This window comes from Lonepinella sp. BR2271 (assembly GCF_051851515.1).
Taxonomy (GTDB): Bacteria; Pseudomonadota; Gammaproteobacteria; order Enterobacterales; family Pasteurellaceae; genus Lonepinella.
This window is the reverse complement of the sequence record NZ_JBPDVF010000004.1, coordinates 115,048-136,250: the sequence shown is the minus strand read 5'-3', so window position 1 is coordinate 136,250 and position 21,203 is coordinate 115,048. Positions and strand designations below refer to the sequence as shown.

The 21,203-nt window shown below is 42.2% G+C and carries 27 protein-coding genes and 1 pseudogene; 18 read left to right on the top strand and 10 right to left on the bottom strand.

The genetic code is table 11. The features are described from left to right. Nucleotides 1–18: 18 nt before the first annotated feature. Together ACTG7X_RS05055 and ACTG7X_RS05050 are read left to right on the top strand one after the other, a co-directional pair. Nucleotides 19–570, top strand: coding sequence for an NAD(P)H-dependent oxidoreductase (locus ACTG7X_RS05055; protein WP_439257449.1), 552 nt, complete (start codon nt 19–21; stop codon nt 568–570). A 163-nt stretch (nt 571–733) separates the two neighbouring features. Continuing rightward, nucleotides 734–1,609 (top strand): AraC family transcriptional regulator N-terminal domain-containing protein, encoded by an 876-nt coding sequence (locus tag ACTG7X_RS05050; RefSeq protein WP_439257447.1) that lies wholly within the window; start codon nt 734–736, stop codon nt 1,607–1,609. Between the two features lie 196 nt (nt 1,610–1,805). Here the strand turns inward: ACTG7X_RS05050 and ACTG7X_RS05045 are convergent, their stop codons facing one another. After that, the gene (locus ACTG7X_RS05045; protein ID WP_439240140.1) at nt 1,806–2,021 is read right to left on the bottom strand and encodes a YdcH family protein; all 216 of its coding nucleotides are present in this window, start codon (nt 2,019–2,021) and stop codon (nt 1,806–1,808) included. A gap of 81 nt (nt 2,022–2,102) precedes the next feature. Next, nucleotides 2,103–2,327: a SlyX family protein gene (locus tag ACTG7X_RS05040; RefSeq protein ID WP_439240142.1), complete on the bottom strand. Its 225-nt coding sequence runs from the start codon at nt 2,325–2,327 to the stop codon at nt 2,103–2,105. 86 nt (nt 2,328–2,413) lie between these two features. Here ACTG7X_RS05040 and fkpA point away from each other — a divergent pair, with 86 nt between their 5' ends. The 5 genes from fkpA (at nt 2,414) to ACTG7X_RS05015 (ending at nt 4,934) form a co-directional block, all read left to right on the top strand. After that, the gene (fkpA, locus tag ACTG7X_RS05035; RefSeq protein ID WP_439257446.1) at nt 2,414–3,184 is read left to right on the top strand and encodes an FKBP-type peptidyl-prolyl cis-trans isomerase; all 771 of its coding nucleotides are present in this window, start codon (nt 2,414–2,416) and stop codon (nt 3,182–3,184) included. 67 nt (nt 3,185–3,251) lie between these two features. Then, entirely contained in the window at nt 3,252–3,917 is a 666-nt protein-coding gene (locus ACTG7X_RS05030) for a helix-turn-helix transcriptional regulator (RefSeq protein ID WP_439240146.1), read from the top strand. Between the two features lies 1 nt (nt 3,918). Beyond that, the gene (tusD, locus tag ACTG7X_RS05025) at nt 3,919–4,272 is read left to right on the top strand and encodes a sulfurtransferase complex subunit TusD (protein ID WP_439257444.1); all 354 of its coding nucleotides are present in this window, start codon (nt 3,919–3,921) and stop codon (nt 4,270–4,272) included. After that, nucleotides 4,272–4,631, top strand: coding sequence for a sulfurtransferase complex subunit TusC (tusC, locus tag ACTG7X_RS05020; protein ID WP_439257533.1), 360 nt, complete (start codon nt 4,272–4,274; stop codon nt 4,629–4,631). Before tusD ends, tusC begins: the two co-directional genes overlap by 1 nt. A gap of 9 nt (nt 4,632–4,640) precedes the next feature. Further along, the gene (locus tag ACTG7X_RS05015) at nt 4,641–4,934 is read left to right on the top strand and encodes a DsrH/TusB family sulfur relay protein (RefSeq protein WP_439257442.1); all 294 of its coding nucleotides are present in this window, start codon (nt 4,641–4,643) and stop codon (nt 4,932–4,934) included. A 1-nt stretch (nt 4,935) separates the two neighbouring features. On the opposite strand, the gene ACTG7X_RS05010 is transcribed toward ACTG7X_RS05015, so the two are convergent. Continuing rightward, the gene (locus ACTG7X_RS05010) at nt 4,936–5,490 is read right to left on the bottom strand and encodes a topoisomerase DNA-binding C4 zinc finger domain-containing protein (RefSeq protein WP_439257440.1); all 555 of its coding nucleotides are present in this window, start codon (nt 5,488–5,490) and stop codon (nt 4,936–4,938) included. An 81-nt stretch (nt 5,491–5,571) separates the two neighbouring features. Between ACTG7X_RS05010 and rmuC the strand changes: the two genes are divergently transcribed. Further along, nucleotides 5,572–7,053: a DNA recombination protein RmuC gene (gene rmuC, locus ACTG7X_RS05005; RefSeq protein ID WP_439257439.1), complete on the top strand. Its 1,482-nt coding sequence runs from the start codon at nt 5,572–5,574 to the stop codon at nt 7,051–7,053. After that, complete coding sequence (gene glpE / locus ACTG7X_RS05000; RefSeq protein ID WP_439257438.1) at nt 7,037–7,363, top strand: thiosulfate sulfurtransferase GlpE; 327 nt, start codon at nt 7,037–7,039, stop codon at nt 7,361–7,363. Before rmuC ends, glpE begins: the two co-directional genes overlap by 17 nt. Here the strand turns inward: glpE and ACTG7X_RS04995 are convergent. Next, nucleotides 7,356–7,670, bottom strand: coding sequence for a DUF5389 family protein (locus ACTG7X_RS04995; protein ID WP_439257436.1), 315 nt, complete (start codon nt 7,668–7,670; stop codon nt 7,356–7,358). The genes glpE and ACTG7X_RS04995 overlap by 8 nt on opposite strands. Before the next feature lie 50 nt (nt 7,671–7,720). Between ACTG7X_RS04995 and ACTG7X_RS04990 the strand changes: the two genes are divergently transcribed. Both ACTG7X_RS04990 and ACTG7X_RS04985 read left to right on the top strand, forming a co-directional pair. Then, nucleotides 7,721–8,299: a rhomboid family intramembrane serine protease gene (locus ACTG7X_RS04990; protein ID WP_439257434.1), complete on the top strand. Its 579-nt coding sequence runs from the start codon at nt 7,721–7,723 to the stop codon at nt 8,297–8,299. A gap of 30 nt (nt 8,300–8,329) precedes the next feature. Further along, on the top strand, nt 8,330–9,085 hold the full coding sequence (locus tag ACTG7X_RS04985) for a DeoR/GlpR family transcriptional regulator (RefSeq protein WP_439257432.1): 756 nt from the start codon (nt 8,330–8,332) through the stop codon (nt 9,083–9,085). Nucleotides 9,086–9,157: 72 nt separating this feature from the next. Here the strand turns inward: ACTG7X_RS04985 and ACTG7X_RS04980 are convergent, their stop codons facing one another. Next, on the bottom strand, nt 9,158–9,412 hold the full coding sequence (locus ACTG7X_RS04980) for a DinI-like family protein (RefSeq protein ID WP_439240348.1): 255 nt from the start codon (nt 9,410–9,412) through the stop codon (nt 9,158–9,160). Between the two features lie 255 nt (nt 9,413–9,667). Between ACTG7X_RS04980 and rpsL the strand changes: the two genes are divergently transcribed. The 4 genes from rpsL (at nt 9,668) to tuf (ending at nt 14,090) form a co-directional block, all read left to right on the top strand. Further along, nucleotides 9,668–10,042, top strand: a complete 375-nt coding sequence (gene rpsL / locus ACTG7X_RS04975; protein ID WP_034616415.1) for a 30S ribosomal protein S12 — start codon at nt 9,668–9,670, stop codon at nt 10,040–10,042. A 123-nt stretch (nt 10,043–10,165) separates the two neighbouring features. Continuing rightward, entirely contained in the window at nt 10,166–10,636 is a 471-nt protein-coding gene (gene rpsG, locus ACTG7X_RS04970; protein WP_439240344.1) for a 30S ribosomal protein S7, read from the top strand. 97 nt (nt 10,637–10,733) lie between these two features. Next, nucleotides 10,734–12,836 carry an elongation factor G gene (gene fusA / locus ACTG7X_RS04965; protein WP_439257430.1) on the top strand — a complete coding sequence of 701 codons (2,103 nt, stop codon included), beginning with the start codon at nt 10,734–10,736 and terminating at the stop codon, nt 12,834–12,836. Nucleotides 12,837–12,905: 69 nt separating this feature from the next. After that, the gene (tuf, locus tag ACTG7X_RS04960; protein ID WP_439257405.1) at nt 12,906–14,090 is read left to right on the top strand and encodes an elongation factor Tu; all 1,185 of its coding nucleotides are present in this window, start codon (nt 12,906–12,908) and stop codon (nt 14,088–14,090) included. Nucleotides 14,091–14,216: 126 nt separating this feature from the next. Here the strand turns inward: tuf and ACTG7X_RS04955 are convergent. Beyond that, a pseudogene (locus ACTG7X_RS04955) lies at nt 14,217–14,303 on the bottom strand (IS200/IS605 family transposase); the annotation flags it as partial. An 86-nt stretch (nt 14,304–14,389) separates the two neighbouring features. Here ACTG7X_RS04955 and ACTG7X_RS04950 point away from each other — a divergent pair. Both ACTG7X_RS04950 and ACTG7X_RS04945 read left to right on the top strand, forming a co-directional pair. Further along, a complete protein-coding gene (locus ACTG7X_RS04950) occupies nt 14,390–15,532 on the top strand; it encodes an RNA-guided endonuclease InsQ/TnpB family protein (protein ID WP_439257429.1) in 1,143 nt (380 codons plus the stop codon). Nucleotides 15,533–15,761: 229 nt separating this feature from the next. Continuing rightward, nucleotides 15,762–16,721: a hypothetical protein gene (locus ACTG7X_RS04945; RefSeq protein WP_439257427.1), complete on the top strand. Its 960-nt coding sequence runs from the start codon at nt 15,762–15,764 to the stop codon at nt 16,719–16,721. Nucleotides 16,722–16,830: 109 nt separating this feature from the next. On the opposite strand, the gene ACTG7X_RS04940 is transcribed toward ACTG7X_RS04945, so the two are convergent. Genes ACTG7X_RS04940 through trmA form a run of 3 tightly spaced genes read right to left on the bottom strand, consistent with a single transcriptional unit; the run spans nt 16,831 to nt 19,587 of the window. After that, the gene (locus tag ACTG7X_RS04940; RefSeq protein ID WP_439257426.1) at nt 16,831–17,598 is read right to left on the bottom strand and encodes a class I SAM-dependent methyltransferase; all 768 of its coding nucleotides are present in this window, start codon (nt 17,596–17,598) and stop codon (nt 16,831–16,833) included. Next, nucleotides 17,595–18,494: a cation diffusion facilitator family transporter gene (locus ACTG7X_RS04935; protein WP_439240252.1), complete on the bottom strand. Its 900-nt coding sequence runs from the start codon at nt 18,492–18,494 to the stop codon at nt 17,595–17,597. The genes ACTG7X_RS04940 and ACTG7X_RS04935 overlap by 4 nt, the downstream gene beginning before the upstream one ends. Nucleotide 18,495: 1 nt before the next feature. Beyond that, on the bottom strand, nt 18,496–19,587 hold the full coding sequence (gene trmA / locus ACTG7X_RS04930; RefSeq protein WP_439257424.1) for a tRNA (uridine(54)-C5)-methyltransferase TrmA: 1,092 nt from the start codon (nt 19,585–19,587) through the stop codon (nt 18,496–18,498). Nucleotides 19,588–19,807: 220 nt separating this feature from the next. On the opposite strand from trmA, the gene ACTG7X_RS04925 reads away from it, so the two are divergent. Then, on the top strand, nt 19,808–20,626 hold the full coding sequence (locus tag ACTG7X_RS04925) for a BRO family protein (protein ID WP_439257422.1): 819 nt from the start codon (nt 19,808–19,810) through the stop codon (nt 20,624–20,626). Nucleotides 20,627–20,666: 40 nt separating this feature from the next. On the opposite strand, the gene ACTG7X_RS04920 is transcribed toward ACTG7X_RS04925, so the two are convergent. Then, complete coding sequence (locus tag ACTG7X_RS04920; protein WP_439257532.1) at nt 20,667–21,188, bottom strand: GNAT family N-acetyltransferase; 522 nt, start codon at nt 21,186–21,188, stop codon at nt 20,667–20,669. Nucleotides 21,189–21,203: the final 15 nt, after the last annotated feature.

The following is a 21,203-nucleotide window of genomic DNA, read 5'->3' as shown; positions in this document are numbered from 1 at the left end:
ACAATTAAGGACTTCACAATGTCAAACGTACTTATTATTTCAGGACACCCTGACTTACAACAATCTACCGCCAACCGCACCATTTTAGGCGAGCTAAAAAAAGCCCTGCCAAATGCCGAAATCCGTGATTTGGGGGCGTTGTATCCTAATTATCAATTTAATATTGAAGCGGAACAAGCAGCGTTATTAAAGGCTGATGTGATTGTGTGGCAGTTCCCCATTCACTGGTATCACCTGCCTGCGATTTTACAAAAATGGCTGTCGGACGTGTTCACTTTTGGCTTTGCTTACGGGCTCGCTACGCAATTAGCAGGCAAAAAATTGATTATTTCTTGCACCACCGCTGGGGCAGAAGAAGCCTACCAACACGGCGGTGCGCAAAATTACACCATTGAAGAATTGAGCTACGGCTACAAACAAACCGCCACCTTATGCGGATTAGAATTTGGCGAAATCGTGCATTCAGGCGGAATGTTGTATATTCCCGGTGTAAATACCAAAGACGATTTAAAAGCCGTGCAAGCCAAAGCAATAAAACACGCCGAGCGTTTAGTGGCGTTGTTGAAATAATTGCAAAAAGACTAAGAAAAAACACCGCACATTTGCCTAATCCGACAAAGTGCGGTGTTTTTTTTTGCGAGTTTTAACTTTATGTTGCCTGATTATTTACTACACTTGCCTAATCCCCCAAAATATAGCACAATATTCCAAACCCCACGTTAAGGATTATAAAATGCTTTCTACTCAAATCATTCAATCCCTACTTGCCATTTGCCCCAAAAATAGCGTTTGGCAAACACCGATAGACGGCTTGTTTTTGCACCATTTAGACAACCCCACCGCCAGCAATGCTTTTCGTCAGCAACCGAGTTTATGCGTGATGTTAATGGGGGAACGGCAGCTGTGTATCGGTGATGAGTGCAGTCGCTTTAATCAAGACAATATGAGCCTTTGCCCTGTGAATACCCCTGTGATAATGACAGTGGAACACGCCACGCCGAACAAGCCGTATTTTGCCTTGTCGTTACAGTTTGATTTAGCAATGGTTGCCAAAGTGGCTGGGCAATTAGACTTGCATAATCCGCTAAAAAATACTGTTCAACCCAAAGACTTTCTCACCCTATTTAATCCAAATCAAGAACTCATCAACGCCCTAGAACGCTTGCTTGCCTTGCTTTATGCTCCAAACTTTGAGCAAAAAATTGCCATTATCGCCCCTTTATATTTGCAGGAAATTTACTATTATCTACTCACTAGTCCACAAGGCGATAAACTGCGTGAACTGTGCCGACAAGGCAGCCACGCCGAACGTATCAGCAAGGCAACCGCTTGGCTTAATGATCATTTTAGTGAAACCTTGAATATTGCCAAATTAGCCAGTTTATGCGGTATGAGTGAATCGGGGTTTTATCAGCATTTTCGCCAAATTACCCAACAAAGCCCCTTGCAATATCAAAAAAATCTACGGCTGACCGAAGCCCAAAACCAAATCCGCCAAGCTAAAAATTCCATTGCCCAAATTGCCTATAATGTGGGTTATGAAAGCCCAAGTCAGTTTAGCAGGGAGTATAAACGCTATTTTGGTAGAGCGCCGAGTGAAGAGGGCTAATAAAAAAAATGATATCCCAAAAAAAGTTAGATGCTTAGATAAAGGGCTGACAACGATATTGTATCGGACTTGGTCCTTTTAATTTTATACACGGTTTTAAAGATTTTCTCATAAAAATCGGCACCTTACTTAGTTGGTTATTGGTCCAACTAAGTAAGGTGCCGATCAAAAACACCGTACTTTTTACGTTTTAGCACTATTCACTGGCTTTTTTCAAAATCGCATACATTTCATCTTTTAAATGCAATTTCGCTTTTTTCAAATCTTCCACTTCCGTCGGTGTGGCGAGTTCAATATTGCTTTCAATATTTTTAATTCGCTGATCCAACGCATTATGTTCATCAAACAAACGAGCAAAATGGGCATCTTCAGTTTTTAATTGAGTAATTAAATCACGAAATTCTGGAAACATAGTTTTCTCCTTATGATCTGTAACGACTAACGGCATTGTACCCTAAAATAAATAAAAAAAATGTGAGCGAGTTCACATTTTTTAATAATGAGGCGGTGGCGTTTCTTCCGTTCGACTGGCAATGTTGGATGGCTGCATATCTTTTAATTTATTCGCCAAATAACGCAACTGAGTTTGCATTTTATCGATCACAAATTGTTGATCAATCACCGCTTGATTTAACTGTTCGACTAAATTCTCTTGAAACATCAGCTTGGTTTCGAGTTCCGCAAGACGATCTTCCATGTATTCCCTCCTTATTTTCATTTCGCTTAGGCCTGTCAGTAATTGACAAAACGCCCTAAGCACTATAATCTAGCGTAGTTATTTTAACCTATTATAAGGATAGCAGAATGCTAAACATCAAAAAAATTTCAACACTGGCATTATTGATCAGTGCCGCTGTTGCCACCGTTGCTTGTAATGAGAAAGCACAAGCCGATACTAGCAAAACCACCCAAACCCAAGCGGCACAAGCCACCACAGGAGATGTCAAAGACAGTTCTTATGCTGTTGGCGTCTTATTTGGGACCGATTTGAAAGGCGTAATTGACGCACAAAAAGACTTGATTACCTACGATCAAGCCAAATTATTGGCCGGTTTAAACGATGCGTTAAATGGTAAAATTGATTTAAACAACCCAGAATTGGGCAACACCTTAAAATCCCTTGATGAAACCTTAAAAAATGCCTCACAAAAGAAAGCGGCGGAACAAGCACAAAAAGCCCAACAAGAGGGTGAAAAATTTGTGGCTGAATTCAAGCAAAAAGATGGCGTGAAAACCACCGAATCGGGTTTGGTTTATCGTATCGAAAAAGCCGGTGAGGGCGTGGCGATTAAACCGGAAGATACCATCAAAGTGCATTACACCGGTAAATTACCGAATGGCACCGTATTTGACAGTTCCGTTGAGCGTGGTGAGCCGGTTGAATTTGTGTTAAACCAATTAATCCCCGGTTGGATTGAGGGTTTACAATTAATCAAAAAAGGCGGCAAAATTGAATTAGTGGTGCCACCCGCTTTAGGCTATGGCGATCAAGATATGGGCCAAATTCCGGCCAACTCGACACTTCATTTTGAATTGGAAGTGTTAGATGTGACACCTGCAAAAGCCGCAAAATAAGCCAATAATCCACCGCACTTTTTGTCGTTAGCACGACAAGGTGCGGTGATTTATTTGAGATAAAGCCATGCTAAATGAAAAACACCCTTTTACCGATGAAGATCGGACGATTTTGACTTCCTACAAAGCCGTAGTGGAAGGTGTGAGTGCATTAATTGGTAGCCATTGCGAAATTGTATTGCATTCTTTGGAAGATTTTGAACATTCTGCGATTTATATTGCCAATGGTCATAATACCAATCGCCAAGTGGGTTCACCCATGACGGATCGGGCTTTGCAATCGTTGCACAGCATGAAAACCGAAAGCGTGTCAAAACCCTATTTCACCAAAGCCAAAAGCAGTGGCTTGATGAAATCCGTGACCATTGCGATTCGCAATAAAAATCAGCGCATTATTGGTCTATTGTGCATTAATATCAATTTAGATGTGCCCGTTTCGCAATTTTTACAAACCCTTATGCCACTGCCAGAAGATGATGAGGCCTCTGCGGTCAACTTTGCCAGTTCGGTGGAAGATTTGGTGACCCAAACGGTAGAAAAAACCATTGAAGAAATCACCGCCGATCGCCTTGTCGCCAATAATAATAAAAACCGTCAAATTGTGGTTTCTCTCTATGAAAAAGGCATTTTCGATATTAAAGATGCGATTAATTTAGTGGCTGAACGCTTAGATATTTCACGCCACACGGTGTATCTTTATATTCGTCAAATTAAGCAGGATAGCGAGGACTAACATGCGCTATGTGCTTGCCATAAAAAGCCCTGTTTATGGTTCACAAGGGGCATTTTTTGCTTATCAATTCGCCAACACTTTAGTGGAAAAAGGCCATCAAATTAGCCAGATTTTCTTTTTCCAACAAGGTGTGAGCCATGGCAACGCTTGCGTATCGCCCGCCAATGACGAATTTCATTTACAAAAAGCCTGGCAACAACTGAGCCAACAGCATCAAATCCCGTTGCATTTATGTATCAGCGCCAGCCAACGGCGAGGCATTATTGAACAAAACTTGGCGCCACATTTTATCTTAGCTGGCTTAGGCGAGTTTAGCGCAGCCATGTTACAAGCCGACCGAGTGATTACCCTATGATGAAATTGGCCTTTGTGTTTAAAACCGCCCCCCATGGCAATGCCATTAGCCGAGAGGGCTTAGATGCCGTATTGGCGGCCTCGGCTTTTTGTGACGAGGATCAAATCGGGGTATTTTTCCTTGATGACGGTGTTTTCAACCTGTTAGCGGATCAACAACCTGAGTTAATTCTGCAAAAAGATTTTATTAGCGCCTTTAAATTGCTTGATTTATACGACATTGAACAACGTTTTGTCTGCCAACAATCCTTGCAACAATATGGCTTAGATCAGGCTGAATTGGTGATAAATTGCCAAAAAATGGACCGCACTTTGCTGATCGAAACGCTCAAAAGTGCGGAGAAAATTCTCACCTTTTAAGGGATAACCATGCTTTACACGATTTCCAACGCACAATATAGCACCACCGAATTACAACGCTATGTTGCTCAACTCACCGAGCAAGACGCCGTAGTATTGTGGGGAAACGGCGTGTTATTAATGGTGAAACAAGCTGAAGTATTGCAACAGATCCAAAATGGCTACATCATGCAAGATGATCTAACTGCACGGCATTTACAACAGCACCCGAATTTGCGCTTATTACGGAATCATTTCCAACCCATCGACATGGCACAATTTGTCAGCTTAACAGAACAATATTCGCCACAACTGGCGTTGTAGGTTAATCGACAATCTCCATCTCAAAAACATGCTTACACAACCGATTCGCACACATAAAAGTGCGGTGCGTTTCAGTGGATTTTTTTAAACTCGCCACATTTCCACCGCAGTTTGGACAACTGACCTGATAAGGTTGGCTAGCTAAGGTAAATTTACAATGGGGAAATTGATTACAGGCATAAAACGTCTTACCTTGCCGCCCACGCCGAGCTACTAATTCCCCTTTGCCACATTCAGGACAAACAAAAGTGCGTTCAGGCTCATCTGGTTTTTCTTGCACAATAAAATGACAATCAGGATAACCACTACACCCAATGAAAATCCCAAAACTCCCTTGTTTCACTTGCAAAGGACAACCACACTCGGGGCAAATTTCGGTTAATTGTTTTAAGATTTTATGTTCAGATTGAGCCTGCAAAGGTTTTAAATAATCACAGTTTGGATAAGCCGAACAGCCTAAAAACAGCCCTTTTTTACCTTGCCGAATATGCAATGGCGAACCGCATTGCGGGCAGGTTTCTGGCTGTTTGCGATGTGGGAAAAGTGTTTCCGTCATAGGAAATCCTTATATAAAATTATTATGCTGATTTTACCTATTTTCGTTTATACTAGCCATCAGATTTTAAAGGAGCGGATAATGCAAGAATTATTACAATACCCTTATTTTTTTATGGCCTTAATTGGCGTGATTTGTTTTTTATTTTTTGTCATTTTGCTGTGTTTTTTACTCTCACGGCGGAATCGTGATGTGTTGGAATTAAAGCAAGATTTAAACAAAAATATTCAAGATTACAATGTGTTAGTGGATAAGTTTGATTCGCTAAGTGCGGTGAAAAATCAGCAAGATTTGGCGGTGATGCAGTTGCAAACCAAGGAAGAATATTTACATTCAGAAATTGCTGAACGTGATCGGTTGATTACCAAACGTACCGCAGAACTGGAAAAAACTCGGGAAATTCTAACCGCACTTCAACAAGAAGTAGCGAGAGTGAAAGTGAGTTTGGCGGAGAAAGAAAAAAGTTTGGCGGAGCAACAGCAGACCTTTCAACAAAGCCGTCAACAATTAAGTGTAGAATTTCAGAATCTGGCGAATCGCATTTTAGACGAAAAAACGCAATCTTTTAGCCAATCCAATCAACAGGCCTTAGACAGTTTGTTGAAACCGTTCCGTGAGCAAATTGAGAGCTTTCAAAAACGGGTGAATGAGGTGCATTCGGAAAGTGTGAAAGGCAATACCTTGTTAGAAACCGAGCTGAAAAAAGTGTTGGATATTGGACTTTCTATGTCGCAACAGGCCAATAATTTGACCTCGGCGCTAAAAGGCGAAAAGAAAACTTTAGGTAATTGGGGCGAACTGCAATTAGAACGCACCTTACAATTAGCCGGTTTAGTCAATGGCGATCATTATTCCGCTCAGGCCCATTTTAAAGACCAACAAGGCAACCATAATTACCCCGATTTTGTGGTGCATTTGCCCGATCAGAAACACTTGATTATCGACAGCAAAATGTCGCTCGTGGCCTATGAACAAGCGGTCAATGCAGAAGATGAGGTGCAACGTCAACAATTTATGGCAGAGCATATCAAAGCTATTCGTAATCATGTGAACGATTTGTCGAAGAAAGATTACAGCAATCTTATTGGCATGCGTAGCCCGAATTTTGTGTTGATGTTTATTGCGGTGGAACCCGCTTATATTGAGGCCATGAAAGCCGATGTGGAGCTATTTAATTTTGCTTATCAGAAAAATGTGATTTTAGTCTCGCACACCACCTTAATGCCGATTTTACGTACCGTGGCGAATTTGTGGCGAGTGGAACGAGGGAATGCGGAGGCCAAAGAAATCAGCGAAAAAGCGGGCGATATTTATAATCAAATTTGCTTACTGGCTGAACGTTTGGCAAAATTAGGCAATACGTTAAGCACCGCTAGCACCCAATATAACAGCACCGTGACGGCCTTAATGGGGCAACAAGGGCTAGCGGGCAAAGTGGAACGCTTTAAAGATTTATCCGCCAAGGCCACCAAAACCTTGCCGGCGGTGGAATTATTACATCAAGATATTGACACCGAAAAACTGGTGATTTTACAAGGAAATGCAGATGACACAATTAATTGATATTAGCCCACAACAAGCCTGGGACATGCTACAAAACCAAACCTGTGCGTTATTAGATGTACGTGATTGGGCCAATTACAGCCGTAGCCATATTCCCGAGGCGTTTCATTTAACCAATCAAAGTTATGGCGATTTCCAAAACGAATATGACTATGATGAACCGGTGATTTTAGTTTGTTATCATGGCATTAGTAGTCGCAGCGTGGGCACTTATTTAATCGAGCAAGGCTACGAGCAAGTTTATAGCGTGATTGGCGGTTTTGAGGCGTGGGAAAAAGCCGGCCTGCCAACGGAGCAAGGGGTTAGTTAAACCCCACCGCCACCACATAGGCAAAAACGCCCCAAAAAACCACCGCACTCACGTATAAGGCTTTTTCCGCTAATTTTGGCCGACGTTGGTTTAATTTAAATAAAATCCGTGCCATAATCGCCAGGGCAAGAGGGTAAAACCACAGCGTAAATGAGATAAAAGTGCGGTGGAAATTGGCTAAATTTGGGTTATCCACCACCGCCGGTGACAACAACAAGGCCAGTGGCCAAAGCAGAATGGGAAAACAAAATCCCACTAACAGCCAACTAAAACGGCTAAAGCCCTCTGGTAAACGGTTGTTTTCCATTTTGATCTCCCTTGATATGATTATGTAAAAACTAAACAGGAATATAGCAAATGCTTGCGCATTTTAGAAGTCATCCCGCAAAATTTACTTTATTTATCACCGCACTTTGCGTGATTTTATACACCATCAGCAACACCCTTGATATGGAAAGTGAAATCTTATTAAACGCCACGAACTTTCCCGCTGAACCTGTCGAACAGCAAGACTATTGGCGTTATTTAACCCACACCTTAATGCACTTATCCATGGCACATATTGGTTTCAACCTCGCTTGGTGGTGGTTATTTGGCGGGGCGATTGAAAAAACCTTTGGTTCATTGACCCTGATTTTACTCTATCTGATTGCCGGCGTTGGCTCAGGTTTGGCGCAAAACTGGGCCAGTGGTCCTTGGTTCTTCGGCTTGTCGGGTGTCGTTTATGCGGTGATGGGATTTGTGTTCTGCGTGGATAAATTTGACCGACATCGCCAATTTGACTTGCCCGAAGGCTTTTTTAGCATGCTGCTCGTGGGGATTGCGTTTGGTTTTATTAGCCCTTTTATTGGCATTGAAATGGGCAATGCTGCGCATATTTCTGGCTTAATTATCGGATTAATCTTTGGCTTTTTACGTGCAAAAATGGCAAAATAACTCCAATTAAATCGAATAAGGATCACTTTTATGAAACAGTCCATTCGTCATCAAACCATTGTTGAACTCGTGACACAAAACGGCTATCTCAGCACCGAAGAATTAGTCGAACGCCTGAATGTCAGCCCACAAACCATTCGCCGTGATTTAAACACTTTGGCGGAAAAAGATATGATTCGCCGCCACCATGGTGGCGCAGCCTCGCCCTCCTCTTCGGAAAACAGTGATTACGCCTCTCGTAAAGAATTTTTGTTACAAGAAAAAAATCAAATTGCGCAAGCGGCGGCCAAACTTATTCCCAATGGCTCCTCGCTATTTATCGATATCGGCACGACACCCGAGGCGGTCGCCAACGCTTTACTCGACCATAAAGATCTCCGCATTGTCACCAACAACATCAATGCCGCCCATATTCTGATGAAAAATGACAGTTTCCAGATTACCCTTGCTGGCGGTTCATTGCGTCAAGATGGCGGGATTATCGGTGAGGCCACAGTGGCCTTTATTTCGCAATTCCGCTTAGATTACGGCATTTTGGGCATCAGTAGCATTGACCTCGATGGATCATTGTTGGATTATGATTTCCACGAAGTGCAAGTGAAACGTGCCATGATGGAAAATTCACGGCATACATTGTTAGTGTCCGACCATTCCAAATTCCACCGCCGAGCCATGGTGAAATTAGGCAATTTAACCGAATTGGATTATTTTGTTACTGATGACTTACTGCCACAATCCATTTCTGAACGCCTTTCTGAATCCAATGTTCAGGTGGTTTTAGGGTAGAAAGAGAGAGGTTGAGGGAAAAACTGCGGTACAGATCAAAAACAATCAAATTATCCACCGCAGTTTATGTTTCTACATTTCTAAAATAGAATCATCCATCCATAATTCTTCTAAATATTCCGTAAAACGTTGCTTTTCATCAGAATCTCGAAAGCCTGAAATATCTGCACCTGATGAACTGGAAAAACGGATGCGAACGTTAACATCTGAAAATTTTTCCGCAATGCGTTGAGGTAGAACCTGTTGTAAACGTTCAACGAGTGCCATTTGGTATTCTAATTTTTTGTTGTCACGTTCTTTGACGAAACGAATGTCGAGTTGTTTCATAATGTTTCCTTGTATAGTTGTTTTGTTTATTTGTACAGTTATAATATCTGAATTTAATATCAGTGTAAATATGTCAGGTGTAATTTTTTTGAAATTATTTTAAAAAAGAGCGGTGTGCGGAGAATTTCATGGAAAAATGGCTTAATTCTTGACAATGATCCTTTTCAGGATTAGAATTCCACGTCTATTTCTTTATGGAATAGATTTAAACAAAAAACATATTCATTTTGAATTTAATTAAACTGGAGTCTATTAATGGCAACTATCAACCAGCTAGTACGCAAACCGCGTGTGAAAAAGGTTGTGAAAAGTAATGTACCTGCATTAGAGGCTTGCCCACAAAAACGTGGCGTTTGTACTCGTGTGTACACTACTACACCTAAAAAACCGAACTCAGCATTACGTAAAGTATGCCGTATTCGTTTAACTAACGGTTACGAAGTAACCTCTTATATCGGCGGTGAAGGTCATAACCTTCAAGAGCACAGTGTTGTGCTTATCCGTGGTGGTCGTGTTAAAGATTTACCAGGTGTGCGTTATCACACCGTGCGTGGTGCATTAGACTGTGCTGGCGTAAAAGATCGTAAACAAGCACGTTCTAAATACGGCGTTAAACGTCCTAAAGCTTAATGGTTCTCCGTTAAGTAAGGCCAAACGTCTAAATTAAACATTTAAACCATAAACTCCAGTCAACATGCGAAAGCACAAGATGAGTTTTGGGTATCCTGAAGAAAAAACAACGGAGAAATAGCAATGCCACGTCGTCGTCGTATTGAACCACGCAAAATTCTTCCAGATCCGAAGTTCGGTTCAGAATTACTTGCGAAATTTATTAATGTATTAATGGTAGATGGTAAAAAATCTATCGCAGAATCTATCGTTTATGATGCGTTAGACACTTTAGCACAACGTACCGAAAAAGATGCGTTAGAAGCCTTTGAAGTGGCATTAGAAAACGTACGCCCAACCGTCGAGGTTAAATCTCGTCGTGTCGGTGGTTCTACATACCAAGTACCAGTAGAAGTTCGCCCAACTCGTCGTAACGCATTAGGTATGCGTTGGATCGTTGAGGCAGCACGTAAACGTGGAGATAAATCCATGGCATTACGTTTAGCTAACGAACTTTCAGACGCTGCTGACAACAAAGGTGCAGCAGTGAAAAAACGTGAAGATGTTCATCGTATGGCTGAAGCAAACAAAGCGTTTGCTCACTATCGTTGGTAATCAGATCACGGTATTTATTCAAGGCTTCATCAGGCATTTTGGCGGTGAAGCCTTACCCATATAAAGAATTTAATTAAACCAAAACAAGGTAATAATAATGGCTCGTACAACCCCTATATCACTTTACCGTAATATCGGTATCAGTGCGCACATCGATGCGGGTAAAACAACTACTACTGAGCGTATTTTGTTCTATACTGGTGTAAGTCACAAAATCGGTGAAGTACACGACGGTGCCGCCACAATGGACTGGATGGAACAAGAACAAGAACGTGGTATCACCATCACTTCTGCGGCAACTACCGCATTCTGGTCTGGTATGTCACAACAATATCCACAACACCGTATCAACGTAATCGACACTCCGGGACACGTTGACTTCACTATCGAAGTAGAACGTTCAATGCGTGTACTTGATGGTGCGGTAATGGTGTACTGTGCGGTAGGTGGTGTTCAACCACAATCTGAAACCGTATGGCGTCAAGCTAACAAATATAAAGTACCACGTATTGCGTTCGTCAACAAAATGGACCGTACAGGTGCAAACTTCCTACGTGTGGTTGAGCAAATCAAAACTCGCTTAGGTGGTAATGCCGTTCCTTTACAACTTCCAATCGGTGCAGAAGATAACTTCACGGGTGTGGTTGATTTGTTAAAAATGAAAGCCATCAACTGGAACGAAGCTGACCAAGGTATGACATTTACTTATGAAGATATTCCTGCGGATATGGCTGATGCTTGTGAAGAATGGCATCAAAACCTTGTTGAAGCCGCAGCAGAATCTTCAGAAGAGTTAATGGAAAAATACTTAGGTGGTGAAGAATTAACCGAAGAAGAAATCAAAACCGGTTTACGTCAACGTGCCTTAGCCACTGAGATCATCTTAGTGACTTGTGGTTCAGCGTTCAAAAACAAAGGTGTTCAAGCCATGCTTGATGCGGTGATTGATTACTTACCAGCACCAACTGATATCGAATCTATCAAAGGTATCAACCCAGATGAAACCGAAGGTGAACGTCACGCAAGCGATGACGAACCATTTGCGGCATTGGCATTCAAAATTGCCACTGACCCGTTTGTAGGTAACTTAACCTTCTTCCGTGTTTACTCTGGTGTAATTGAGTCTGGTGCAACCGTATTAAACTCAGTGAAAGATAAACGTGAACGTTTTGGTCGTATCGTACAAATGCACGCTAACAAACGTGAAGAAATCAAAGAAGTCCGTGCGGGCGATATCGCCGCAGCAATCGGCTTAAAAGAAGTCGGTACCGGTGATACCTTATGTGATATGAATAAACCAATTATTCTTGAACGTATGGAATTCCCAGAGCCAGTAATCTCTGTAGCGGTTGAACCAAAAACTAAAGCTGACCAAGAAAAAATGGGTCTTGCTTTAGGTCGTTTAGCCCAAGAAGACCCGTCATTCCGTGTTCACACGGATGAAGAGTCTGGCGAAACCATCATTTCAGGTATGGGTGAGTTACACTTAGATATCATCGTTGACCGTATGCGTCGTGAGTTCAAAGTGGAAGCCAATATCGGTAAACCACAAGTATCTTACCGTGAAACTATCCGCACTCGTGTTAACGATGTGGAAGGTAAACACGCAAAACAATCTGGTGGTCGTGGTCAATATGGTCACGTTGTGATCGATATGTACCCATTAGATCCAGAAGGTCCGGGTTATGAATTCGTCAACGAAATCAAAGGTGGTGTAATCCCTGGTGAATACATTCCTGCGGTTGACAAAGGTATCCAAGAACAACTTAAATCAGGTCCATTAGCGGGCTACCCAGTCGTGGATTTAGGTGTTCGTTTACACTTCGGTTCATACCATGATGTTGACTCCTCTGAGTTAGCGTTTAAATTGGCTGCATCATTAGCATTTAAATCTGCATTTAACCGTGCAAACCCAGTGTTACTTGAGCCAATCATGAAAGTTGAAGTGGAAACTCCACCAGACTACGTGGGTGATGTAATCGGTGACTTAAGCCGTCGTCGTGCGATGGTGAACGGTCAAGAGGCTAACGAATTTGTGGTGAAAATCAATGCAGAAGTGCCATTATCCGAAATGTTCGGTTATGCCACTGACTTGCGTTCACAAACCCAAGGTCGTGCATCTTACTCAATGGAACCGTTAAAATATGCTGAAGCACCGAAAAACGTGGCTGAGGCAGTAATTGAATCTCGTCGTAAATAAAACTTTATTTAACAAAAACTCCCTAAAATTGCACCGCAGTTTTAGGGACCAACAAAAGGAAACTGAAAAGTGTCTAAAGAAAAATTTGAACGTACAAAACCACACGTTAACGTGGGTACAATCGGCCACGTTGACCATGGTAAAACAACTTTAACAGCAGCAATTACCACTGTATTAGCAAAAAAATACGGCGGTTCAGCTCGTGCATTCGACCAAATCGATAACGCACCAGAAGAAAAAGCACGTGGTATCACCATCAACACTTCACACGTTGAATACGATACTCCAACTCGCCACTATGCACACGTTGACTGTCCGGGACACGCCGACTATGTTAAAAACATGATTACCGGTGCGGCACAAATGGACGGTGCTATTCTTGTAGTAGCAGCAACTGATGGCCCAATGCCACAAACTCGTGAACACATCTTATTAGGTCGCCAAGTAGGCGTGCCATACATCATCGTATTCTTAAACAAATGCGACATGGTAGATGACGAAGAGTTATTAGAATTAGTCGAAATGGAAGTACGTGAATTACTTTCACAATACGATTTCCCTGGCGATGATACTCCAATCGTACGTGGTTCTGCCTTAAAAGCCCTTGAAGGCGAAGCAGAATGGGAAGAAAAAATCGTTGAGTTAGCGAACCACTTAGATACTTACATCCCAGAACCAGAACGTGCAATCGATCAACCGTTCTTATTACCAATTGAAGATGTATTCTCAATCTCTGGTCGTGGTACCGTTGTTACTGGTCGTGTAGAACGTGGTATCGTACGTACTGGTGATGAAGTTGAAATCGTGGGTATCAAAGATACTGCGAAAACAACTGTAACTGGTGTTGAAATGTTCCGTAAATTACTTGACGAAGGTCGTGCAGGTGAAAACATCGGTGCATTATTACGTGGTACAAAACGTGAAGAAATCGAACGTGGTCAAGTGCTTGCTAAACCAGGTTCAATCACTCCACACACTGATTTCGAATCAGAAGTTTACGTATTATCAAAAGAAGAAGGCGGACGTCATACTCCATTCTTCAAAGGTTACCGTCCACAGTTCTACTTCCGTACAACTGACGTAACAGGTACTATCGAATTACCAGAAGGCGTGGAAATGGTTATGCCAGGCGACAACATCAAAATGACTGTGAGCCTAATCCACCCAATCGCCATGGACCAAGGTTTACGTTTCGCTATCCGTGAGGGTGGCCGTACCGTAGGTGCTGGTGTGGTAGCAAAAATTGTTAAATAATTAACGATTTCAGCAAGATTTTAGGGGGGTATTGAATACGCCCCTTTTTTATCTGATCGTGCCGTAAAACACTGCCCTTTAGGGCGGTGATATAAGGCACAAACGGCGAAGCCGTTTCCAACCTAACTAATCGGGCGTTTGTTGTTGCTCGATATATTGGCGAATAATTGATATTGGCGCACCACCGCAACTACCAGCAAAATAAGACGGTGATCAAAGCTGATTGCCCCAGAGTTTTTTCTATACTTGGAAATAAAAACAGTATAGAATAAGGGGAAATCCTGAACCAACCTAAGCCTATGTTAATTCGCAAAGCCTTTAAATTTGAAATCAGACCAAACGGCGAACAAATCCGCAAAATCAAACAGTTTTGTGGTTGTTCTCGCTTTGTGTTTAATCAGGCGTTAGCGTGGCAAAATGAGCAGTACGAGCAGGATAATCAATTCAAATTTAGCTACACCAAAATCGCCAATCTGTTACCAAGCTGGAAAAAACAATGGGAATGGCTGAAAGATTGCCATAGTCAAGTGTTGCAACAGTCATTAAAAGACCTTGAAGCAGCGTTTAAAAACTTTTTTCAAAAGCGAGCAGATTTTCCTAAATTCAAGAAAAAAGGCTTAAAAGACAGCTTTCGCTTTCCGCAAGGTTGCAAGCTGGAACAAGGAAATAGCCGCTTGTATTTGCCCAAAATCGGCTGGGTTCGCTATTTCAATAGCCAAAAAGTCATCGGTGAGATTAAAAATGTCACGGTCAGTCAAAAGTGCGGTCATTTTTTTGTGAGTATTCAAACGGAATTTGAACAGAAAATTCCAACGCACAAAGGCGGAGAAATTGGCATTGATATGGGTATTGCTCGTTTTGCCACCCTTTCCAATGGCGTATTTTTTGCCCCACTCAATGCGTTCAAAACCTATAAAGGCAAACTAGCGAAGCTACAAAAACAGCTCAAAAACAAAGTTAAATTCAGCCAAAACTGGCAGAAATTAAAGGCGGAAATCGCCAAACTACACCATAAAATCGCCAATTGTCGCAAAGACTTCTTGCATCAAACTTCAAACCAAATCAGCAAAAACCACGCCATGATCTACGTTGAAGATTTGCAAGTTGCCAACATGTCAAAATCGGCAAAAGGCACAGTGGAAGAGCCAGGTAAAAATGTGAGCCAAAAATCGGGGCTAAATCGTTCGATATTGGATCAATCTTGGTTCGAGTTTCGCCGACAACTGGACTATAAAACGCAATGGCGTGGCGGATTTTTGGTTGCTGTTCCGCCACAAAATACCAGCCGAACTTGCCCTTGTTGCGGACTGGTCGCCAAAGAAAATCGGGAAACCCAATCGCATTTTGAGTGCATTGAATGTGGCTACAGCGAAAATGCCGATGTAGTTGGAGCGATAAATATATTAACCAAAGGCAGAACTGGGTTAAATGCTGTCATCTGACCTCTGTCATCTGAACAGGGTAGGACATACCCGTAGAGCTTGTGAAGTGAATCTCATTAGAGATCAGCAACAAGAACCCACCGAGAGTAGCCCCCGAAAGGGGGAGCTAGTAGGAATCCCCGTCCTTTAGGGCGGGGGAGGATGTCAAATTCGTGGTAACTACACTAACCAAAATAACGGTGGTACAGACTTTTATGTCGGTAATACGAAGTACTATAACCGTGGTTTGATGATGTATTTTAACGATGGTGATGATGCACTAATCGTTAATGGTTCAATCGGTAGCTGGGGTGACTCAACACTAGAGAAGTACAACGTCGGGGCTGATATGGGCGATGGTAATGATTTAGTTTATATTGGTGCAGCAGGTAGCAACTCGTTATACCAAAATAAGGAGACTGGTTTATATAGCTGGACTGATGATGGCAATAGTACCCAAGTTAATATTAACGGTAATGATGCTGGTTATGGTGGCGACAATAAGAGCGGTGGTCAAATGGTCGGAGCGGAGATTTATCTCGGCGCTGGTGATGACGTATTAGCCGTTGAAGGTCGTAAAGATAATACAAACTGGGAAAGTGCAGCGATTGCACACAGTGAAGTTTACTTAGGTACAGGTCACGATCAGATTCTTATCGGTAATGGTAATGACTGGCGTGGTATGATCTACGAATCACAGATCTACGGTGACGGTGGTAAGAAAGAAATTACCACCCAAGCAATCCAGAAAAGTACGATTAAATTGGCAGGAGAAGGTGATGATATCTTAACTGTTGAATATGGTACAGAAGGCGGTACTTACGGTAGTTATGATAATACCATTGATCTTGGTGCAGGTTACGATACTGTGATCTTTACAGGCAATAACTCAAGCTACAAGTTAACCAGTGCGGGCAACAATCAGAGCGGTTTATCTAATACGGCAATGTCAGTTGAAGAAGTTCAATTAAACGGAACGGGTCAAAAACTTTCCGTAAGTTTAAGTGATTTGGTTGATTCAAATAATCAATCTGTTGTGGATGGCGGTATTCTACGCATTAACACAAACGGCACGGGTAACTCTGTAACCTTAAGCAGTGACTTCACGGCAACAGATAAAACTGTGACTGAAAACGATAACACCTACAAAGTGTACTCTGTGAACGGACATAGTGAGTTACAGGTTTACGTTGAGAATACGTTAATCTAATCCGTTGTTCAACCTATCGTAGGGAAAATAGGATGTTTTCCCTAGCGTAATAAAAAACAAACCTGCCAGTGTAAATTGGCAGGTTTTTTTGTAGCTGATGTGATTCAGATTAGCCGTCAATAAATAACGACGTAAGATACACATCAAAGCGATGATTTTTGGTTTCTCGGCTAAACTGCGGTGCTTTTTGGGCGAGAAATTCAGCGTAGTCAGGGCGTTTCACCACTACACGTTTTTGTGCTAATTGCAAGGCGGGGGCTAGCAACTGGTCGGCATCTTCATCCGCCCCCACAAGGTGTTGAAACAGACGCATTTCTTTTTTGACCAAAGCGGATTTCTGTTTATGGGGATACATGGGATCGAGATAAACCACATCAGCCTTGTGTTGTTTGGGATCCAGTTCGTGAATACTCGACACTGGCAAAAGCTGCAAATTCTGCTGTAATAGATTGCCAATTTCAGGATCAAGATAGGCACGACGTAAACCATCTTGTAACAATAAGCGTACCACAGGATGACGTTCTACCAGACGAACTTGACAGCCAACACAAGCTAACACAAAGGCATCACGCCCCAAGCCTGCAGTCGCATCAATGACCGTAGGCAATTCACTGCCTTTAACACCAACCGCTTTCGCCACGGCTTCACCACGCCCACCACCAAATTTACGGCGGTGTGCCATGGAGCCATTCACAAAATCCACAAATACCGCTCCCAGTTTAGGTTCGTCTAACTTGCGTAATTCTAACCGCACGTCGTCCCCGACAGCCGTTTGTACCAGTGCTAATGGGCTGTCTGGCGTATGGATTAACCCTTGCTCCGCACAAAGTGCGGTGAAAAATTCGGAATTTTCAGTTTCACAAATCAGTTGAATCATATCAAACCTTGGGCTCTTTCTAAATCCACCACGGATTTGGGCTCTTGATGAATCATAATATCCGCATTGGGAAATAGGGCATGAATTTTATCTTCCAGTTCATCGGTAATGCGATGGGCTTGATATAAAGTTAAACTGTCGTCTAATTCTAAATGCAGTTGAATAAACCGCACCGCACCGGCACGGCGAGTACAAATACTATGAATGCCGAGAATATTACGGTGTTGTTCTGCCATGACTTTAATCTGGTCGATTTCGTCCTGTGGCAACGCCTTATCCAGTAAAATTTGCAACGCATCCCACGCCATTTTAAAGGCGTTATAGGCAATATAAAGTGCAATGCCGATAGCAAAAATCGCATCCGCATAAATAAAACCATACATATTTAACAACATCGCGACTAAAATTGCGACGTTCATTAATAAGTCCGTTTGATAATGCAAACAGTCCGCTTGAATGGCGGGGCTTTCGGTCAGTTTAATCACTTTTTTCTGATAGCCCACTAAGGCAGCAGTAAAGGCAATGGAGATAACACTGACACAAATCCCCATTTCTGAATTGTCGATTAATTGCGGATTGGTTAATTTATGGATGCCTTGCAACAGCAAAAATACCGCTGAACCGGCAATAAATGCACTTTGTGCCAAAGCGGCCAACGATTCCGCTTTACCATGTCCAAACGCATGATTATGATCGGGCGGTAACAGGGCAAAACGCAATACCAAAATGCTGGTAATCGACGCAAATAAATCCACCACGGAATCCGTCATGGCAGCGAGAATCGCAATGGATCCCGTTTGCCACCAAGCAAAGGCTTTAATTAAAATCAGCATACTCGCCACAGCAATGGCAAGCTGGCTAGCACGTTTCACAAATTTAGCGTAATTTTCTTCCATGTTATTTTCTCACTAACCACACACCCGATTCCATATGCTCGGTGTAAGGGAATTGATCGAACAAGGCGGCTCGCTCAATACGATGGGTTTGGCTTAAGGTTTGCAAATTATCGCATAAGGTATGCGGATTGCATGAAATATATAAAATCCGATCATAATGTTGCACCAATTTTAGGGTATCTGCATCAAGCCCAGCACGTGGTGGATCCACAAAAATTGTATTACATTGGTAGGCATTCAAATCAATACCTTTCAAGCGGTTAAATTCACGTACACCATTCATAGCTTGGGTAAATTCTTCTGCTGACATACGGATAATCTGCAGATTATCAATGTGATTAGCCACAATATTAAACTGTGCCGCATTCACTGATGGCTTGGCAATTTCAGTAGCTAATACTTTACGAAAATTTTGAGCCAACGCCACGGAAAAATTGCCGTTACCACAATAGAGTTCAAGCAAATCCCCTTGGCTGTTTTGTGTACAATCCACTGCCCATTCCAACATCTTACAATTCACTTTCGCATTCGGCTGGGTAAAACTGTTTTCCACCTGACGATACACATAATGTTTACCGTTAATTGGTAAAATTTCATCCACATAATCTTGGTCTAAACAAATTTTTTGCTTGGACGCTCGCCCAATAATTTGTACCGAAAACCCTTGATTTTTCAACCGCAGTTTGAGCTGTTTAGCTTGTTCAACCCAGTATTCATCAAGGTTCTTGTGATACAACAGGCTCACGATAATCTGTCCACTTAAAGTGCTTAAATAATCAATTTGAAACAACCTATTTCGCAACACATCTTGCTGTTTTAATAACGGCAATAGGCTTTGCATCATCTGATTAATCAGCTCACTGGCAATCGGAAAACTGTCCACCCGATAACGTTTTTTGCTTTCTTGATCGAACATAATATGATAAAGATCATCCCCATCATGCCACACCCGAAACTCTGCCCGCATACGAAAATGTTGCGTAGGCGAAGCAAAGATCTCTAATTGGGGGGCATGAAAAGGGGCAAAAAGTGCGGTGAGTTTTTCGCACTTTTCAGCGAGTAAATTATCGTATTGTTCAGTGGGCAAGTTCATTTATCGGTTAATTAAATAGCGTAAAAATCTTAGCAAGATTCTAGCACAAAATAACCTTTAAATATATTGTATCAGCACGTTCACCAGATTTTCTGTTTATCCAAAACCTATTTATCAAAGGGAAAAATTGATTAATAAAAACAAATTATACAGTATTGACTGATTAAAAATTTAGTGTTAATTTAATCAGTATATTAATTGAGATAGAATGAGAAAAACAATGAACCTACAAGTTTTTGAGCAACAAGAAATCCGTTCTCACTGGGACGAAAATCAAGAAAAATGGTACTTTTCCGTGATTGATGTGGTGGCGGTTTTAACTGAAAGCCAAAATCCAAGACGTTATTGGAGCGACCTGAAAATCAAGCTACAAAAAGAAGGGAGCGAACTGTACGAAAAAATCGTACAGTTGAAAATGCCATCCCCGGACGGCAAAATGCGTTTAACCGATGTCGCCGACACGGAGCAAGTATTCCGCTTGATTCAGTCCATTCCATCCCCTAAAGCCGAGCCATTTAAGTTGTGGTTAGCCCAAGTGGGGCGTGAACGATTAGATGAACTGCAAGATCCTGAACTCACCATTGAACGAGCGTTGCGAGATTACCAACGACTAGGCTATTCAGATGATTGGATTAACCAACGCCTAAAAAGCATTGAAATCCGAAAAGAACTTACGGATGAATGGAAACGCACTGGCGTGCAAGAAGGGCAACAGTTCGCCGTTCTCACCAATATTTTAACCAAGGCATGGAGCGGTAAAACAGTGAAAGAATACAAACAGCACAAGGGGCTAAAAAAAGAAAACTTGCGTGATAATATGACCAATACCGAACTGATTTTAAATATGCTTGCCGAAGCGTCCACCAAAGATATTTCACATGCAATCAACCCTGAAAATTTTGAGCAAAATAAACAAGTGGCTCAACAAGGTGGCGAAGTGGCACATACCGCTAGAGTGGCATTGGAACAACGCACCGGGCAAAAAGTGGTGAGTGAGCTATCAGCGAAACAGTTGAGAATTGGTAAGAAAAAAGCGTAAAAAGTACCGCGCATTTATGTTTTGTTGTACGGGCGTATGGTTAAATTTCAGTCTGAAACCCATACACCAAAAACGTCTGTAAGCTATCGCCCATATTGGCGATATTGGGATAACGTCCCCATTGTGCAAAATGGTTTTTCTCAAATAAACGGCGGCTAACATGATTTTCTTCAATCACATAAGCCATTAGCGTGTTGATACCACAAGCGACCATTTGGCTTTGCATAAATTGCAGGGCTTGGCTGCCGTAGCCTTTGCCACGAGCGGTTTGATCTAAATAAAGGCTGAGTTCAGCGGTTTGGTCAAAAGCGGCACGGCGGTAAAAAGGGGAAAAACTAAACCAGCCCAAAATTGTTTCATTTTGCACCGCACTTTTTGTATCATTTTCGACCATAACCCATAAAGGATGCGTGTTGTTGTTCAGATGTTCTTCAAACCACGGACGGCGTTGTTGCTCTGTCACTGGCGTGAGATCAGCCGTGATACGACGAGTGGGGATCGCTTGATTATAAATATCCACAATGGCTTGCAGATCTTGCGGTTGGGCAGTTCTAATATTCATATTTTTAGATAAAAA

Bases quoted from the DNA above. Each gene is read 5' to 3' on its own strand.
- tusC (WP_439257533.1), top strand. From the start codon at position 4,272: ATGAAATTGGCCTTTGTGTTTAAAACCGCCCCCCATGGCAATGCCATT.
- ACTG7X_RS04935 (WP_439240252.1), bottom strand. From the start codon at position 18,494: ATGGAAGAAAATTACGCTAAATTTGTGAAACGTGCTAGCCAGCTTGCC.
- ACTG7X_RS05030 (WP_439240146.1), top strand. From the start codon at position 3,252: ATGCTAAATGAAAAACACCCTTTTACCGATGAAGATCGGACGATTTTG.
- ACTG7X_RS04990 (WP_439257434.1), top strand. From the start codon at position 7,721: ATGCTTGCGCATTTTAGAAGTCATCCCGCAAAATTTACTTTATTTATC.
- ACTG7X_RS05040 (WP_439240142.1), bottom strand. From the start codon at position 2,327: ATGAAAATAAGGAGGGAATACATGGAAGATCGTCTTGCGGAACTCGAA.
- fusA (WP_439257430.1), top strand. From the start codon at position 10,734: ATGGCTCGTACAACCCCTATATCACTTTACCGTAATATCGGTATCAGT.
- ACTG7X_RS04995 (WP_439257436.1), bottom strand. From the start codon at position 7,670: ATGGAAAACAACCGTTTACCAGAGGGCTTTAGCCGTTTTAGTTGGCTG.
- fkpA (WP_439257446.1), top strand. From the start codon at position 2,414: ATGCTAAACATCAAAAAAATTTCAACACTGGCATTATTGATCAGTGCC.
- glpE (WP_439257438.1), top strand. From the start codon at position 7,037: ATGACACAATTAATTGATATTAGCCCACAACAAGCCTGGGACATGCTA.
- rpsL (WP_034616415.1), top strand. From the start codon at position 9,668: ATGGCAACTATCAACCAGCTAGTACGCAAACCGCGTGTGAAAAAGGTT.
- rpsG (WP_439240344.1), top strand. From the start codon at position 10,166: ATGCCACGTCGTCGTCGTATTGAACCACGCAAAATTCTTCCAGATCCG.
- ACTG7X_RS05050 (WP_439257447.1), top strand. From the start codon at position 734: ATGCTTTCTACTCAAATCATTCAATCCCTACTTGCCATTTGCCCCAAA.
- ACTG7X_RS04985 (WP_439257432.1), top strand. From the start codon at position 8,330: ATGAAACAGTCCATTCGTCATCAAACCATTGTTGAACTCGTGACACAA.
- ACTG7X_RS04980 (WP_439240348.1), bottom strand. From the start codon at position 9,412: ATGAAACAACTCGACATTCGTTTCGTCAAAGAACGTGACAACAAAAAA.
- ACTG7X_RS05015 (WP_439257442.1), top strand. From the start codon at position 4,641: ATGCTTTACACGATTTCCAACGCACAATATAGCACCACCGAATTACAA.
- ACTG7X_RS04920 (WP_439257532.1), bottom strand. From the start codon at position 21,188: ATGAATATTAGAACTGCCCAACCGCAAGATCTGCAAGCCATTGTGGAT.
- ACTG7X_RS05010 (WP_439257440.1), bottom strand. From the start codon at position 5,490: ATGACGGAAACACTTTTCCCACATCGCAAACAGCCAGAAACCTGCCCG.
- ACTG7X_RS04945 (WP_439257427.1), top strand. From the start codon at position 15,762: ATGATGTATTTTAACGATGGTGATGATGCACTAATCGTTAATGGTTCA.
- ACTG7X_RS05045 (WP_439240140.1), bottom strand. From the start codon at position 2,021: ATGTTTCCAGAATTTCGTGATTTAATTACTCAATTAAAAACTGAAGAT.
- ACTG7X_RS04940 (WP_439257426.1), bottom strand. From the start codon at position 17,598: ATGATTCAACTGATTTGTGAAACTGAAAATTCCGAATTTTTCACCGCA.
- tusD (WP_439257444.1), top strand. From the start codon at position 3,919: ATGCGCTATGTGCTTGCCATAAAAAGCCCTGTTTATGGTTCACAAGGG.
- trmA (WP_439257424.1), bottom strand. From the start codon at position 19,587: ATGAACTTGCCCACTGAACAATACGATAATTTACTCGCTGAAAAGTGC.
- ACTG7X_RS04950 (WP_439257429.1), top strand. From the start codon at position 14,390: ATGTTAATTCGCAAAGCCTTTAAATTTGAAATCAGACCAAACGGCGAA.
- ACTG7X_RS04925 (WP_439257422.1), top strand. From the start codon at position 19,808: ATGAACCTACAAGTTTTTGAGCAACAAGAAATCCGTTCTCACTGGGAC.
- rmuC (WP_439257439.1), top strand. From the start codon at position 5,572: ATGCAAGAATTATTACAATACCCTTATTTTTTTATGGCCTTAATTGGC.
- ACTG7X_RS05055 (WP_439257449.1), top strand. From the start codon at position 19: ATGTCAAACGTACTTATTATTTCAGGACACCCTGACTTACAACAATCT.